At 47.1% G+C, this 15,183-nt stretch carries 11 protein-coding genes; 7 read left to right on the forward strand and 4 right to left on the reverse strand.

Annotation, left to right across the window (positions count from 1 at the left end; translation table 11 throughout):
- Window positions 1–175: 175 nt before the first annotated feature.
- The 5 genes from HQRW_RS08815 to thiD all read left to right on the forward strand — a co-directional run bounded on the left by HQRW_RS08815 (window position 176) and on the right by thiD (window position 8,288).
- The gene (locus HQRW_RS08815) at window positions 176–4,090 is read left to right on the forward strand and encodes an ATP-binding protein (protein WP_014556314.1); all 3,915 of its coding nucleotides are present in this window, start codon (window positions 176–178) and stop codon (window positions 4,088–4,090) included.
- A 305-nt stretch (window positions 4,091–4,395) separates the two neighbouring features.
- On the forward strand, window positions 4,396–5,490 hold the full coding sequence (locus tag HQRW_RS08820) for a DNA topoisomerase IV subunit A (RefSeq protein WP_011571881.1): 1,095 nt from the start codon (window positions 4,396–4,398) through the stop codon (window positions 5,488–5,490).
- Window positions 5,491–5,727: 237 nt separating this feature from the next.
- A complete protein-coding gene (thiE, locus tag HQRW_RS08825; RefSeq protein ID WP_014556315.1) occupies window positions 5,728–6,399 on the forward strand; it encodes a thiamine phosphate synthase in 672 nt (223 codons plus the stop codon).
- Entirely contained in the window at window positions 6,399–7,265 is an 867-nt protein-coding gene (gene thiM / locus HQRW_RS08830) for a hydroxyethylthiazole kinase (protein ID WP_014556316.1), read from the forward strand. The genes thiE and thiM overlap by 1 nt, the downstream gene beginning before the upstream one ends.
- Window positions 7,266–7,466: 201 nt before the next feature.
- Window positions 7,467–8,288 carry a bifunctional hydroxymethylpyrimidine kinase/phosphomethylpyrimidine kinase gene (gene thiD / locus HQRW_RS08835; protein ID WP_014556317.1) on the forward strand — a complete coding sequence of 274 codons (822 nt, stop codon included), beginning with the start codon at window positions 7,467–7,469 and terminating at the stop codon, window positions 8,286–8,288.
- Window positions 8,289–8,399: 111 nt separating this feature from the next.
- Here the strand turns inward: thiD and HQRW_RS08840 are convergent, their stop codons facing one another.
- Together HQRW_RS08840 and HQRW_RS08845 are read right to left on the reverse strand one after the other, a co-directional pair.
- Window positions 8,400–9,116, reverse strand: a complete 717-nt coding sequence (locus tag HQRW_RS08840) for an MBL fold metallo-hydrolase (RefSeq protein WP_014556318.1) — start codon at window positions 9,114–9,116, stop codon at window positions 8,400–8,402.
- Window positions 9,117–9,312: 196 nt separating this feature from the next.
- Entirely contained in the window at window positions 9,313–11,169 is a 1,857-nt protein-coding gene (locus tag HQRW_RS08845) for an ATP-dependent DNA ligase (protein WP_014556319.1), read from the reverse strand.
- A gap of 200 nt (window positions 11,170–11,369) precedes the next feature.
- On the opposite strand from HQRW_RS08845, the gene HQRW_RS08850 reads away from it, so the two are divergent.
- Window positions 11,370–12,902 (forward strand): hypothetical protein, encoded by a 1,533-nt coding sequence (locus HQRW_RS08850; RefSeq protein WP_014556320.1) that lies wholly within the window; start codon window positions 11,370–11,372, stop codon window positions 12,900–12,902.
- 334 nt (window positions 12,903–13,236) lie between these two features.
- On the opposite strand, the gene psmB is transcribed toward HQRW_RS08850, so the two are convergent.
- Both psmB and HQRW_RS08860 read right to left on the reverse strand, forming a co-directional pair.
- On the reverse strand, window positions 13,237–13,968 hold the full coding sequence (gene psmB / locus HQRW_RS08855; RefSeq protein ID WP_011571888.1) for an archaeal proteasome endopeptidase complex subunit beta: 732 nt from the start codon (window positions 13,966–13,968) through the stop codon (window positions 13,237–13,239).
- Window positions 13,969–14,222: 254 nt separating this feature from the next.
- Window positions 14,223–14,402, reverse strand: a complete 180-nt coding sequence (locus HQRW_RS08860) for a hypothetical protein (RefSeq protein ID WP_048066789.1) — start codon at window positions 14,400–14,402, stop codon at window positions 14,223–14,225.
- 353 nt (window positions 14,403–14,755) lie between these two features.
- Here HQRW_RS08860 and HQRW_RS08865 point away from each other — a divergent pair, with 353 nt between their 5' ends.
- Window positions 14,756–15,112: a DUF555 domain-containing protein gene (locus tag HQRW_RS08865; RefSeq protein ID WP_011571890.1), complete on the forward strand. Its 357-nt coding sequence runs from the start codon at window positions 14,756–14,758 to the stop codon at window positions 15,110–15,112.
- Window positions 15,113–15,183 lie beyond the last annotated feature (71 nt).

Raw genomic sequence — 15,183 nt, forward strand, 5'->3', positions numbered from 1 at the left:
TGAATATAGATACAATAAGTCGCGTCTATTCATAAACCCTCGCACGCGCGGGCGCGAAGTGAGCAAACTAGATGTCCTTGCTCCGGCAGGATGAATTGCAATTGTATGCTGTTGTTTACTTTCACTGCACTCCCGAACCCTTCTTAACTATCGGTCGGATAGCAATCCTCACAGAATGACCTCGTTTCAGTCGACACTCGGCGAAGAGGGCGAGATTGCCGACGAGTTGGCGGAGAGCCAGCGGGCAATCTCAATCGCCGAGTTCTTTGAAAAGAACAAACATATGTTGGGCTTCGATTCAGGAGCTCGAGGGCTTGTCACCGCTGTTAAGGAGGCAGTTGATAATGCTCTTGATGCGACCGAAGAAGCCGGGATTAAGCCGGATATCTCAATTGAAATTCGTGAGTCTGGCGATTATTATACTCTTATTGTTGAAGACAACGGTCCAGGAATAACCCGCGAACAGGTGCCGAAAGTCTTTGGAAAGCTACTGTATGGATCACGATTCCATGCCCGTGAACAGTCGTTGACACCAACTCAAACGCTTCTTATCCGTCGTGATGGCGATGTGACGTTTACTTCAATCGGCGACTTTTGTGACTCATATCTCCCTGCGGATGGACCAGCATCAGCTCCCATTCCAGTAGACGCCAATATTGAGGTGCCATCATTTGACCGAGCAACGCATGAAATGACATGGCAGCCGGTGACCAATGCGATTCGTCATCGAACAGATGAGCGTGTATATCGAATTTCAACAGCATGCGGTCGAACGCTTGAGATAACGGGTAATCATAGTCTGTTTTCACTTTCTTCTGATAATGAGACAATAGAGGTGAATGCCGGCGAGCTTTCACCGGGCGATAGCATTCTTGCACCAAAGCAACTCCCGATGGCTTCAGAGTCTGTGGATACCGGTACGACCGTAGATGAAAAAACACAATCGAGTACGGGAGCACAGACACAGAGAATCAATATTCTTGAACATATCAAACCGGATGACCTCAAAGAGTCTGCAGCAACGTTCCGGATCCACGAAGCCGACCAAGCGTCTCTCTCTTCAGGCGGAAATCATAAATCTTCATCTGCTTCGTTGGCGTCATCACAGCTGGCATCGAGTGAGGTCATAGCATCCGCCGGCGGACAGCAGATTCAGTCCAGTGCAGATCAGCGACAATCAAAAGAACACACACCCGGTGGTGATCATCATAACAACGAGTGCCTGTCGATCAAATCGGTATGTGAAAACAATAAAATGTCCACAGTCGCTGATTATACCCTTGAGATTGTTACTCCAGATGGTGAATCATCACGATTGCCGGTCTCAGTTTCTATCGATAATGTGTTTATTACCTCTCTTGTGAGATACATTGCAACAGCATCCACATCAGATATATCGCCGGTATCTGATAGTAGTGTAGATTATACTACAGAAGAGAGTCATAATACGGTGGATCGGTCCTTTAGCGACACGATGAGACCACTTGATTCGGTGATTCCGCTCATTTGTGAGGATGATGGGGAGATAGAACTTCCATCGTTTGTCTTTGAATCTGACCCGAAGCAACAACAACAGTTATTGACTCAGTTGTATCGATATCCCGAAGCATCAAACGGAAGAAATGCTGGTGATGATACGGTAACATATACGACAACAAGTGCTACGCTTGCAAGGCAGCTCACCACGTTATGGAATATGAATGGTGTAGTCGCGACAGCGAATACGCAGACAGAGACATCACAGTCCGATGAGATCAAAAATGAAAGCGCACAAACAACGATATATGAAGTATCAGTCGATCGGGCTGAGATTGAGACTGATATAGCTGGCTCCGATTCAGACTGCCAGCAGGGTGATGGCGATCTTTGTTTGGTATCAGTGAGTAGTGTTGAGGAGATTGACGCACCACCATATGTATACGATATTTCGGTGCCTGGTGCAAGCGGTCATGATGAGAACTTTGTGACTGCAAATGACGGGGCAATTTGCGTCAAAAATAGTCGTGGACAGCAGGGTATTGGAATTTCTGCAGCAGTGCTGTACTCACAACTTACCTCAGGGAAGCCAGCAAGGATAACCACACGAACACAGAGTTCCGATACAGCACAGTATTTTGAGCTCATCATTGATACAGACACAAACGAACCTGAGGTGAGCGCTGACCAGGAGCGTGACCCTGGTGCTGCATCATTATCACCGACACATGGCACGCGGATTGAGCTAGAGATGGAGGCAAATATGCGAGCTCGCGGACAACTTCGTGATTATGTGAAAGACACAGCGGTTGTGAATCCACATGCACGGATCACGCTTGATGAACCTGGGCTTGAGGAGCCTCGCCAGTACGAGCGAGTCGACGGCGCCGAACTGCCGGCACAAACTGAGGAAATTCGACCACATCCACACGGTGTTGAACTAGGAACACTACTGAAAATGCTTGAAGCAACGGAGTCATACTCTGTGTCAGGCTTCCTTCGTGAGGAGTTCACCCGCGTTGGGTCAAAAACGGCAACAAAGATCCTTGATCAATTTCGCGACCGTCACTTTGGTCGGGCACTTCCTATGTCCGCGCCAGAAACGATACCAGACAATGCTGACGACACTGATGATGAGCAAGTAACCTCATCGCTTGAGTCCATCATTGAAGCTGCGGTCGTAAACAAAGGTGCATCTGCAACTACCACGTTTGCAAGCCGCGTCGCAGAGACAGTTAATCAACGATCTGGAACGACACAGGGCGAACTTGTCGGGATTGTTGATACGGTTGCAGAGGACATTGAAGATGAGTTTGAGACAACATTCGGTACGACCGTTCGAGAGAATGCAGTTGAGGCGGCATGGGATGTCCTAACCACAGATATTGATGAAGATATCTACCCGCTTGTTGCGGATGCAACAAGCACGCAAAAAGATCATGAAACAGTTCGAGGTGTTACAGACCGGATTGCAACAAAATTCGCTGATGGCTCCGAACCCCTTCGTGCGACCCGAGACGCAGTTCGTGAGTATGTCGATCGATCAGCAGATATGATTGTCTCTGAGGAGGTGTCATTTGGCGAAACTGCCCGTGAAAACGTGGTCGATGCGGTATGGACGGCGATGCAGACTGTTGATGATGAGTTACCAGCAGTCAAGGCTGTTGCAGACGACCGTAATATCGCCTCGGATTTGCTTGAAGCAATGCGATTAACAGATATCTTGGCGCCACCAACAGATTGTCTATCGCCGATTACAGCAGATCTCGTTGAGGCAGGGTTACGAAAGGAGTTTGATGCCGATTTCTATGCGGCTGCAACCCGAGATGCGGAGGTTCACGGGGGTGATCCATTTATTGTTGAGGCTGGGATTGCCTATGGTGGTGAACTCGAGGGTGGAAAAATCTCGCTTCTCCGATTTGCAAATCGAGTCCCATTGGTTTATCAACGGGGTGCATGTGCAACAACAGATGTGATTAAATCAATTGGATGGCGAAACTATGGACTTGATCAACCCGGTGGGTCTGGAATGCCGAATGGACCAGCAGTGGTGATGATTCACGTGGCATCGACAAATGTGCCATTCACGAGTGAGTCAAAGGATGCACTTGCAAATATCCCAGCCATTGAAGACGAAATTGAACTTGCAGTTCGAGAAGCCTCACGCGAACTAAAATCATATCTCAACAAGCGCCGATCAATGCAAAAACGGCGAGAAAAACAGGATGTGCTTGGGCGGATTCTTCCAGAGATGGCAAACAAACTCGCAGACGTAACAGAGAATGACCGCCCAGATATTGACAATGCACTAGCACGAATCATGAATAATGTCAGTGTTGAGCGTGATGTGGATAACGGGTCAGTTACATTAACAGTGCAGAATTACTCAGATCGTCAGGAATCACCAACGCTGACTGATATTGTTGATTCCAAGCCGGATACTATTCCAGATAAAATCGAAATTGTCGAACTTGAGGATGAATACTTCCTGACGTGGGAGCCAGTCGTTGACGCTGGTGAGTCGGCTACTGTGACATATGAAGTTCCGACGGGTGCGTCATTTGAGCTTGATGTCGACGATGTTGAAACCGAGAAACTAACCATTGACGCATGAGGGACGCCCGTCATCAAAAGGAATAATCAGTCATATCTGGAGACAACGACGCCGAAAACCATGATTATTCTCAGCGATATACTGCCCTCTATGTTCACTCATATGAGCATCAATAAGCTGAGACATTGCAATGATACAACGAGTATATATTGCATAATATGAGATAGCCCAGCAGTATGTGCATCTGCATCAGACAGTATCGATATCACAGATGCAGGATACCGACAAGGAGAAATGTAATGTGTCTATGTCGTAAACGTGATATTAATCATCAGTAAACCAGAAATAAGACAAAGGAATCTATTATGAGTACAAAACAAGACGAGGAGCTCGCGCAGGAGCGGCTCATCGACCTCGCAGCAGAGTTTTATGATCAATTCGATAGCGGAGATATTCCAGCGATGGAAATTCCAACGCGGACAAAGACGAATATCGTCTTTGATGAGGATTCAGAAGTGTGGGTATATGGGGATCGCACCTCGACGCGGTCTGCAAATAGCGTTCGTGGAGCCAGAAAATTGCTCAAAGCGGCATATACAATTGAATTTCTCGTTGACCAACTTGAAGAAGATAGGTCATCGACGCTTCGTGAGTTGTATTATCTTTCTGAATCATGGGATAATAAAGAGGCACAGTTCTCTGACCAGGATGAATCAAATCAGCTTGTTGAAGATCTTGAGATTGTCTCAAAGGTAACGCGTGAGGACTTTCATATGCGACCTGAAGAGTCCGGTGCAACACTGATGGGACCACTCGAGTTGCGCGAACAGACCCGTCGGGGTGAGCGAGCAATTCATTGTCAAGAGGATGTCGGTGAGGGCGGATATCAGATCCCGAATAATCCAGACACAATTGACTTTCTTGATCATGACATTGATTTTGTCCTCTGTGTCGAAACTGGTGGAATGCGTGACCGATTAATTGAAAATGGATTTGATGACATGTACAACTGTCTCATTGTGCATTTGAAGGGTCAACCTGCACGGGCAACACGACGAATTACAAAGCGACTGCATGATGAACTGAGTGTTCCAGTTGTCGTGTTTACTGATGGTGACCCATGGTCATACCGGATTTATGGATCAGTCGCATATGGGTCGATTAAGTCCGCGCATCTCTCAGAGTATCTTGCGACACCAGAAGCGCGATTTATTGGGATTCAACCGACTGACATTGTCGAATACGAACTTCCAACGGATCCACTTGCGGACTCTGATGTGAATGCACTTGAGTCCGAACTTGAAGACCCACGATTCCAGTCAGAGTATTGGACTGAACAAATAGAATTACAATTAGACATTGAAAAGAAGGCCGAACAACAGTCACTTGCGTCTCGTGGACTTGATTTTGTAACTGAGACATATCTCCCAGAGCGACTTGACGATATGGGAGTTATATGATCATACACTCAAAAGGAATCAAAATATCGCTTCAGTAATTAATCGATATATCATGCAGGTTATTTCTTGAGAACAGCTTTGTATCTATTCGACGTAATATGATGTTTTTATACTAAGTTGTAGTCGCACACAAACGCGAAATTGAGTATTGACGAGCGAAACGACTGAAATCAGAAGACAAAATAAAGAACTGTTCAACAGCTTTTTTGACTGAGATATGAATATATAATATTACGAATGAATACGTCGATGCAAACATATCTTGTCACACAGGAGGACCGCTCAGCCGGGCGATCAACAACCGAGATTGTTGAGGCGGCTATTGACGGAGGGATTGATATTGTGCAGTTACGTGAAAAGGAGACAACTGCTCGGAGGCGGTATGAGATCGGTCAGACAGTTCGTACGCAAACTGCCCAGGCGGGGGTGACGTTTCTTGTGAACGACCGCGTAGATCTTGCTGCTGCCGTTAATGCTGATGGCGTTCATCTCGGCGATGATGATCTTCCAGTCACGGCTGCCCGAGAAGTTCTTGGTCAGGACGCGATCATCGGACGGTCAGTCTCAACACCAGCAGCAGCTCAGAGAGCTGAAGATATCGGCGCAGATTATCTTGGGGTTGGGGCTGTGTATCCAACAGGAACAAAAGACGTCACAGCTGAAAGCGCCGAGATAGGTCCGAAAACTGTGACCGCAATTACAGATGCAGTCTCCATCCCAGTTATCGGAATCGGTGGGATTACCCCATCGAACACGACGGAGGTCATACGAGCAGGCGCGGATGGTGTCGCAGTTGTTTCTGCGATTACGACTGCCGATGATCCGGCTGCAGCGACGCGAAAGCTACAAGAATCGGTCGATACAGCCAGTGTAGAGAGCCAATTGCCTAGTGAGGAGCCATCAGCATAATGAACGAAGATACCACAACACTTGTCGAAGAAACGAATACGACTACCCAGGCTGCGCTGAGACAACTCGGTCAGACAACGCCACTCGTGAATGCCATTACGAACGACGTAACAGTAAATCAGGTTGCAAATATCATCTTACACTGGGGCGGGCTGCCGGTCATGTCGGATGACGTAAGAGAGCTTGATGAGATGGTTAACGCTGCAGAGGCGTGTCTCTTGAATATGGGAACAGTGAGTGAAACGGGTGAGGAGGCGATGATGACCGCGGGACAAGCAGCCTCTGAGCACGATGCAGGATTGGTTCTTGATCCAGTTGGAGCTGGCGCGACAGCGACCCGATCACGGGTTGCAGAGCGATTAAGTACTACTCTCGATATTGATGTCATCAATGGAAATCGTGGTGAAGTCGCAGCGTTAGTCGGCGAGGATGCTGAGGTTCGGGGTGTTGAATCGGTTGGTGAACATCCCGATGCTGCCGAGACAGCGATTGCGTGTGCTCAACATACAGAAGCGGTTGTCGTTTCTTCAGGAGTAACTGATATTGTCGCGACAGCGGAAACAGCATTTGAGTTGAATGTCGGTGATGAAATGCTCGGAACTCTCGTTGGAACGGGGTGTATGCTTGGTGGAACAATCGCTGCATTTTGTGGTGGGTTAGATGACCCATTAACAGCCGCGCTGACGGGGACAGTTGCATTTGGGCTTGCGGGCGAAGCTGCAGCGAATGGTGAGTTTGGCGAGTATGCTGGTCCGGCGAGCTATGAGACAACAGTTCTTGATGCTGCAGCTGGAACCGACCCTGAGATGATAGCTGCTGTTGATATTGATAACCGGGTTAATCGTGTGCTTGCAGAAGCCAAATGAACAAATCTCTGTAGTTTCGATACGGTATGCAGAACAGATGAGAATCATAATCTGAATACTATTACATACATAGGGAGACGCTCTTACTCAATATTCTACTCAAACGCGATGCAATGCAGTGTAATGTAATGCAGTGTAATGTAGCATAGTGTTGATACAACGCCAGATAATATAATGCGGTGAAATAACGATATATACCATATGAACGAAACGACCACAGAACTACCGTACGCACTCACAATCGCCTCCAGTGATTCTAGTGGAGGAGCGGGGATTCAAGCAGATCTAAAAACAATGACTCGATTCGGCGTGTATGGCGGGTCTGTCGTTGTATCAACAACAGCACAGAATACACAAGGTGTTGATTCAACACATGTTCTCCCGCCTGCAGAAATTCGCACACAGTTTGAGTCGGTCGCTGAGGATATCGACATTGATGCGATTAAACTTGGGATGTTAGCTACTGCTGAAGCCATTGAGACCGTTGATGATTGTCTCATGGAATATGATGGACCAGTTGTCATTGATCCCGTAATGGTAGCAACATCGGGGGATCGACTGCTTGCAGAGAATGCGATTGATGTATACACTGATCTATTTTCACATGCAACCCTCCTCACACCAAATGCCGATGAGACAGAAGCACTCACTGGTGTATGGCCTGATACTGTTGAGGCGCGTGAACGTGCGGCTGAGCAGTTTTTTGATTGGGGTGTTGATGCGGTATTATTCAAGGGCGGTCATATAGAAACTGATGAAAATACCGTCCAGGATATACTCATTGGTGCGGATGCAGGAACACAACTTACGATCACCGGTGACCGCGTTGAGACAGCTCACACCCATGGGTCAGGATGTACACTTGCAAGTGCGATTGCCGCTGGGCTTGCTCATGATGTTGATATCGAAACGGCTGTATCAGATGGCGTAGAGTTTGTTCAAACCGCACTACAAGACGCAGCCACGATTGGTGCGAATGGAAGCGTAAATCATCTTGTCGAGTTCACCCGGGACGCTGACTGATTCGTCTGATTTGATAGACGTGAATGGCTGAATGGTGCGATGTTATTATTTTGGATATTGCAGTGATATTCAATTGAAATCAAAATATTAACCATACTTATGTTTCGAGTCTTACGTGGGTCGCTCATTCGGATCTTCAATAACAACTGGGCAGTTTTGTTGTGCGACATCAATAACAAATGCATCGGCGTCAGTGCTGAGTAAGTCAATCGTGTCGTAGTGGATTGGAATTGTCAGTTGAGGATCAAGCGCAGCGGTAAGGGATGCTGCTGCATGGCGGTTCATAACTACGCTTCCACCGATATTCGCTAAGAAAACATCAACCGGCAATCGCTGAAATCCAGTCAACACATCTGAATCACCAGGCCAAAAAATCGAGAGGTTATTTATTGAAAGTCGATATCCACAGCCAAGCCCACGTGGATGCACAACAGAGCCATCTGCTTCTGCGGTCGGTCCATCTGGGTCATTATATGCTGGAAGACTCCAGATGTCAACTGGACCAACGACACAATGAGATTCAGCATCAATGCGGATTGTGTCGTATGACAGATTTGAAACGGCTGTGACGTCGCGATCGATTTGCTCTGTTTTGATGCCCTCGAATGCAACAATGGTTGCCGTTTCATCGGCGACCTGATTGATAGCATCGGAATCATAATGATGGTTATGAGTAACAACCACGAGATCGCCGTCATGAGCGTAGTAATTGTCAAGAACGCCATACCGACCTGGGTCAATATATGTCACAAAGCCATCTGCACTCTCAATTCGAACGGTTGCATATCCAAGCCATGATATACTGAGAGATTCGATACGAACAGTCATGATATGTATTCAAGAAACTGTTGTAAAAAGTTCTCTGGAGACTCCAATTAAAGTAAATATATTGATATTTCGACACATTTCATTGAGTGATTCCAATCCGTGGGTCATAGCAATATAAAATATCAGATGATACGATGAAAAAGATTAGTGGGGTTATGCTTGAGGTGAAAGGGCGCTGAAGTAATTCTTCGTATCACTAATCAGGTGACTCGCCTGTGGTGAGATGTTTGATTCGAGAAAGTGAATCAACGTCGCTGATTGCTTTGTCATGTCGGATTCCAACAACACGCGGAAACCGGAGGGCAAATCCAGAGTCATACGTCGGTGAGCGTTGAATCTCCTCATATCCAACTTCAACAACAATTGCGGGTTCAATCATGACGGTCTGTCCATCTTCTGAGCGAACATGTGGGCGCAATTGCTCAGTTAGGGTTGTAAGTTGGTCATCTGTGAGTCCTGTTGCAACTTTCCCGAGTGAATTAAATTGCTGTTCATCTGCTGTTGTTCGTGCAGAAACAACAAACGTTCCAAACACATTTGCACGCCGACCTTCGCCCCACTCGGCACCGGTAACAACAAGATCAAGTGTTTCAACATCGGGTTTGTGTTTAAGCCAGTGTTGTCCACGGGATCCTGGGTTGTATGTTGAGTCAGGATCTTTCAGCATGACACCCTCATGTCCATTTGAAAGGGCTTTGCTCCGTGCTTGCGCAATTACATTGGGGTCAGTTGTGAGTTGGAATGGTGAGAGGGCATCAGTCGTATTGAATAACTCACGAAGTCTCTCCCGTCGTTCACGGAGTGGTATATCAAGTAAATCAGCGTCATCGATATGGAGACAATCAAACACATATACGTTGAGATTGACAGACTCACGCATTGCATCAATATCGTATTTTCGCCGAAATCGACGAAGGACCTCCTGAAATGCCAATGGGTCATCATCATCGCTTACCGCGACGACCTCAGCATCAAGAATAGCTGGAACGGTAACTTTCTGAGAAATAAACTCAACAATCTCGGGAAGCGGATCAGTAACATCCTCCATATTGCGTGAATACAACGAGACTGACTCGCCATCTGTGTGTATCTGTACTCGTGCTCCGTCAAATTTCGTCTCAATAGCCACCGCATCCCACGTATCAACAGCATCAACACCGTCGGCTGCTTGTGCAAGCATTGCCTGGATTGGTCGCCCGACTTCAAGACTGATATCTATAAGTCCTGCTTGCCCCTGGTTTCGTGCAATAGTAGCAACCATGCCATAATCATTTGATACCTGCAACGCACGTTCAACAACTGCAGATGGATCTACATTAGAAGACGTATCAGGGTCGCTTTCTTTAGTTTGTACACTCTCAGACGTATTCGGGCTTGTGTCACCGCTGATTTTATTAGTCATCTCCGGTTGGGACGCAGGAGGCACTGATTCGGCATCTTCACGAGATTCTAGTGTTTTCTTATCGGCATCTGCCGCTGGTTCGATAAACCCTGAGATAATTGCATCACGAACAGTTCCAGTTCCAACACCAATTCGCATTTCACCGAGGATGAGTCGTGCAAGAACGCGAGCTTCTGATGATGAGGCCTGAGAGAACAATCCGAAAAGCAGATTACGACGACGGCTTTCGCTCCCATCACCACTTGCTGATGCAACTGCACGAAGCGTTTTATCGACGTGACCGACGGTTAGCGAATCTGGCGTCGATGGAGTAAATGCAGACAATCCCTGCTGCCCGTTCAGATCATAACTCGCTGCGACAGCCCCAATCTCGCCATACTCTGCAAGGCGATTTTCAACATCTGCTGAGTCAACATTCGGTCCAGCAGCCTGAGCAATCGTCGTATGTAACAACGCGGGTCCAATATCGAGGGTTTGTGATGACCATGCAGGAAACACCGTTCCTTTAATAAACCGAACAACAATACTGAGCGTTTTGTCATCCATGTTTCCAGCCGTTGTTAATAATTTACTAACAAGTGAAGTAATCTCTAGATCTGCAGATTCAGCCTCAATCGTAATAACATGATTAGCAAAATCATCAAACTGCATTAATATATACTTACCACTGATTCTAAAAGAGTGCGGCGACTTATGATATCAAAATTGGCATACTAACAGATGATCTGATCCCGGAGAAAACAAGTAAAGTCAATCTGAGCGAGTGTTCGGAGTGATATTCTCTTTGATTGATACTAATATGTCAGATTAAATCCACCGGATTCAAGCCATCGGGTCGTCCATCATGGCGTATGACCGATGAGTTGGCGGCGGAGGTTCGCGACGCCCTTGCCGTCGATGCAGAGGGCTTCAACGATCGCGCACTGGCAGATGCGGACGTTGTAAAGGATGAACTTGCAGCAGGCACCTTTGACAATCATCAAGCTATCATTGGATTGGAGTACGAATTTTATGCAGTCGCTGATGGTCGGTGGGCAGCCTCTAATGATGGTGATGTTTATGGATTGATGCGTGTTCCACGGCGTTTGCTTGAGCACGTTGGATTTGAGAAAGAACTTGGATTACATAACGCGGAAATGACGACAAATCCACAACCACTGAATGCAAGTGGATTGCGTGCGCAAGAATCAGAAGTTCGTGCACAACTTCGCGCAGCACTGCAGTGCACAAGTGCTGAAGGGATCCGACTGGTTAGCGATGGGCTGTGGACTATTCCACCAGCAGGTGAGACAGCAGAAGAGTATCTCACAAACAGTGTCGATGACGATGGTGTTCGAATTGCAACGAATATGAGCGGGTCGGTACGGTATCATGCAATGGCGAATGGTCCGCGAGTTCCAGATACTGTGATGCTTGATGCGCCACATGTGTCACTTCCAGCTGATACGGTTATGCCGGAGTCCCTAATCAGTTCAATCCAACCACACTTCCAGGTTGCACACGCCGCTGACTTACCAACATATTTTAATTACGCTCTTCGCATCGCCGGACCACTGCTTGCCCTCGGGGTCAACTCACCATTTTTTCCACCAGACCTATACGACGATGTTGGTGCACAGCAGATTCTTGCTGATGGTCATGCCGAAAACCGGATTCATGTCTTTGAGTCGGTTTTGAACACGGCTGATGCGGAGAAAGTCCGGTTTCCACAGGATCTTAATACAGTCGAAGATGCAGTCGATCGGGTAGCAGACGATGCAACGATTGTTCCGATGCCAGTCCCTCGAGGTGACCGTTTTGATGATAACTTCGCCACACTGCGACGAAAGCATGGGACGTACTGGCGATGGATACGCCCTGTATTTGACGGTGCATCACGGTCCTCGGCAAATGCTCGCATTGAGTTCCGTCCACTCCCCGCACAACCAACAGTTCGTGATTCAATGGCATTCCAAGCAACATTCGCTGGCTTGATGAAGAGTCTTCCACGGCGAGAACATCCTGTCGTCAATCAAAGTTGGTCAACTGCACACGAGAATTTCTATGCTGCGATGCGATCTGGGCTTGACAGCCGACAACGATGGATATGCAATGATGGTGTCGAAACAATTGATCAAGAAGCGATTTATGATGATATTTTTGCACACGCGATTGATGGATTGACCGCCAGTGGTTGCTCTAAATCAACTGCAGAGACGTATGTTGAACCGTTACGACACCGTGTCAAGACACAAATGACACCGGCAAGTTGGAAGGTTACCCAGGTTCGTAATCATCTGACTGATGGGACAGACTTCGCTGCTGCCGTCGCGGAAATGCAGCGAGCATATATAAAAGAACAACGAGAAACGCTTCTTGATGAATCATTCCTCGCGTGGGAATGATCCTATGCGTAGGATCTCATATTGATCACTTCGAATAGTTTCACCGGCGGTGTCGAATGACGCGGGTTCAGCGGTTCCTATCACCGACACAAATAATCACGGTAATAAAAACTTGCACTAATCACTATCAGTAGATGCACTGAGAAAATCCGAGAATCGGTATCTGAATATTATTTCACAGAGTTACAAGCCGGATGCCACAGGGCTTGACCCCAAGATGCTTCACAATAATAGTAATACTATCTGAGTATCGTATGAGGAACAGACGAGAATATCAAAATGTCAAAACGTGAATACTCACGACAATTGCAATAATTAAGCGGCAACTCTCAATTTAAACAAGCTCTTCGAAGTCCTCGTGCTGCGTGATCTCAACACCATCTTCTGTAACGACACAGACATTAATTCCATTTCCAGAGGCAAGGTCACGCTCAACAGCACTTTCAATTGAACGCGCAGCGACTGTTTTTGCCTCTTCAATCGACAGATCTTCGTTATATTGTTGTTCGAGAACACCAAGTGCGTACTGACTTCCTGACCCAGTAACCGTATACTCCTCTTCAATGATTGACCCAGCAGGGTCGATGCTGTAGATATGTGGTCCATCATCGTCAACGCCACCGAGAATAGGTTGCACAATAAAGAAGCCACCTGAGCGAAGGAAGTTTCCAAGAAGAGTCGAGAGTGCTTCCATACTCATGTCTTCACCACGTCGTGCCTCATATAGTCGAACCTCTGCTCGGATCGAACTAATCAATGATTGTGCGGCTGAGACTGATCCAGCAATTGTCAATGCACCAGTTGGGTGAATTTCTTCGACCTTCTGGACATCCTTTGATGAAACCATTCGACCAAGACTCGCACGCATATCTGTTGCGAGGACAGTACCATCCTGGGTCTTGAGTCCGACCGTTGTCGTTCCAGTTTTTGTTTCCATATCGCCGATATCATTAGCGCGGTCATCAGCGTTCGGGAACTCACCAAGTTCCGGTGAAAAAACGTCACTGCGGTCACCATTCAGAGAGTCTGGTCGTCCAGAGATATCATTATTCATGGGCGTACGCATTGATTTTGTTTATTGCCCGCCGGTGATAAATGCCACCCTTCTGTGATTATATGTGAGTGAAGCAATGATACCGTGTGGAATAGATGAATCAATGATCTCAAATTTATTATCCTCTCGCTATGAATAGTATTGGTAATGAGCGTGTGGGACAGGGACAGTTCAACACGTGAGAATATGACATAGTAGGCATCGATCCGATACGCATACAATATTTATTGGATCGGGAGTTGTGCTCACTCAGTTCACGGTTATGGTTATTCGTCCTGATCGGCAGTTTCTTCATAAGTCTGTGCTGCGGTATCAACAACCCGTCCAATAGGGAGCGTCAGACCGAATCGCTGTGCAAGGAGCGCAAACGGTAGCGCTACAATACCAATCATCACCGTTATTTGATAGCACACAAACGCACTCGCCCGCCGCAAATCTGTCATCATCGTCCTAGTGGCAACCGGTAACTCCAGTATATAAATATACTCATTCTGGGGAGCGAACATGGTCGTCGCCGTCTGTTGGTTTGCTTGATATCGGTTATATAGATCACATATATTATCACCATCATAAATTTAGACACAAACACTGGCGTTTTGTGAGTAATTCTCATAAGTTATGAGTGGGTCCTCGATGGCATCCGCGGCGAACTCGAAGTCGGCTAACAACGTGTTTGAATCAGAGATAACCCGTTTGTGGGGTCATTCGACACAGGAGTGATGATATGGGCGGGCATTGCCATTGCTAGATAGCGCTCTTGAACCGGAAGACACGATAGTCTTGGGTGGTATGAATTCGTATGACTAATTATCTTGTCGCGATGGAAGCCGCATGGCTCGTTCGCGACGTGAATGATATTGATGACGCTATTGGTGTTGCTGTCAGCGAAGCGGGAAAGCGGCTCAATGATCGAGATAAGGAATATGTCGAGGTTGAGGTGGGGGCAACACCATGTCCGGCTTGTGGTGAGCCATTTGACTCGGCATTTATTGCTGCGGATACAGCGCTTGTTGGACTATTATTAGAGATTACAGTGTTCAACGCCGATGGTGAGAAGCATGCCTCTCGAATTGCAAAAAGTGAGGTTGGTGGCGCACTGAGAGATGTCCCATTATCCGTAATTGATTGTGTCGAGACAGAAGATGATGATACCTGATGATCTTCCAGAAGATTATTAATCCAGATGTACTCTGGACCGGCATACGTTCACCCGCGGAGTGAACTGTG

The sequence above is a fragment of the Haloquadratum walsbyi C23 genome (genome assembly GCF_000237865.1).
GTDB lineage: Archaea > Halobacteriota > Halobacteria > Halobacteriales > Haloferacaceae > Haloquadratum > Haloquadratum walsbyi.

Bases quoted from the DNA above. Each gene is read 5' to 3' on its own strand.
- HQRW_RS08860 (WP_048066789.1), bottom strand. From the start codon at position 14,402: ATGATGACAGATTTGCGGCGGGCGAGTGCGTTTGTGTGCTATCAAATA.
- thiE (WP_014556315.1), top strand. From the start codon at position 5,728: ATGAATACGTCGATGCAAACATATCTTGTCACACAGGAGGACCGCTCA.
- HQRW_RS08840 (WP_014556318.1), bottom strand. From the start codon at position 9,116: ATGACTGTTCGTATCGAATCTCTCAGTATATCATGGCTTGGATATGCA.
- HQRW_RS08865 (WP_011571890.1), top strand. From the start codon at position 14,756: ATGACTAATTATCTTGTCGCGATGGAAGCCGCATGGCTCGTTCGCGAC.
- psmB (WP_011571888.1), bottom strand. From the start codon at position 13,968: ATGCGTACGCCCATGAATAATGATATCTCTGGACGACCAGACTCTCTG.
- HQRW_RS08820 (WP_011571881.1), top strand. From the start codon at position 4,396: ATGAGTACAAAACAAGACGAGGAGCTCGCGCAGGAGCGGCTCATCGAC.
- thiD (WP_014556317.1), top strand. From the start codon at position 7,467: ATGAACGAAACGACCACAGAACTACCGTACGCACTCACAATCGCCTCC.
- thiM (WP_014556316.1), top strand. From the start codon at position 6,399: ATGAACGAAGATACCACAACACTTGTCGAAGAAACGAATACGACTACC.
- HQRW_RS08850 (WP_014556320.1), top strand. From the start codon at position 11,370: ATGACCGATGAGTTGGCGGCGGAGGTTCGCGACGCCCTTGCCGTCGAT.
- HQRW_RS08845 (WP_014556319.1), bottom strand. From the start codon at position 11,169: ATGCAGTTTGATGATTTTGCTAATCATGTTATTACGATTGAGGCTGAA.
- HQRW_RS08815 (WP_014556314.1), top strand. From the start codon at position 176: ATGACCTCGTTTCAGTCGACACTCGGCGAAGAGGGCGAGATTGCCGAC.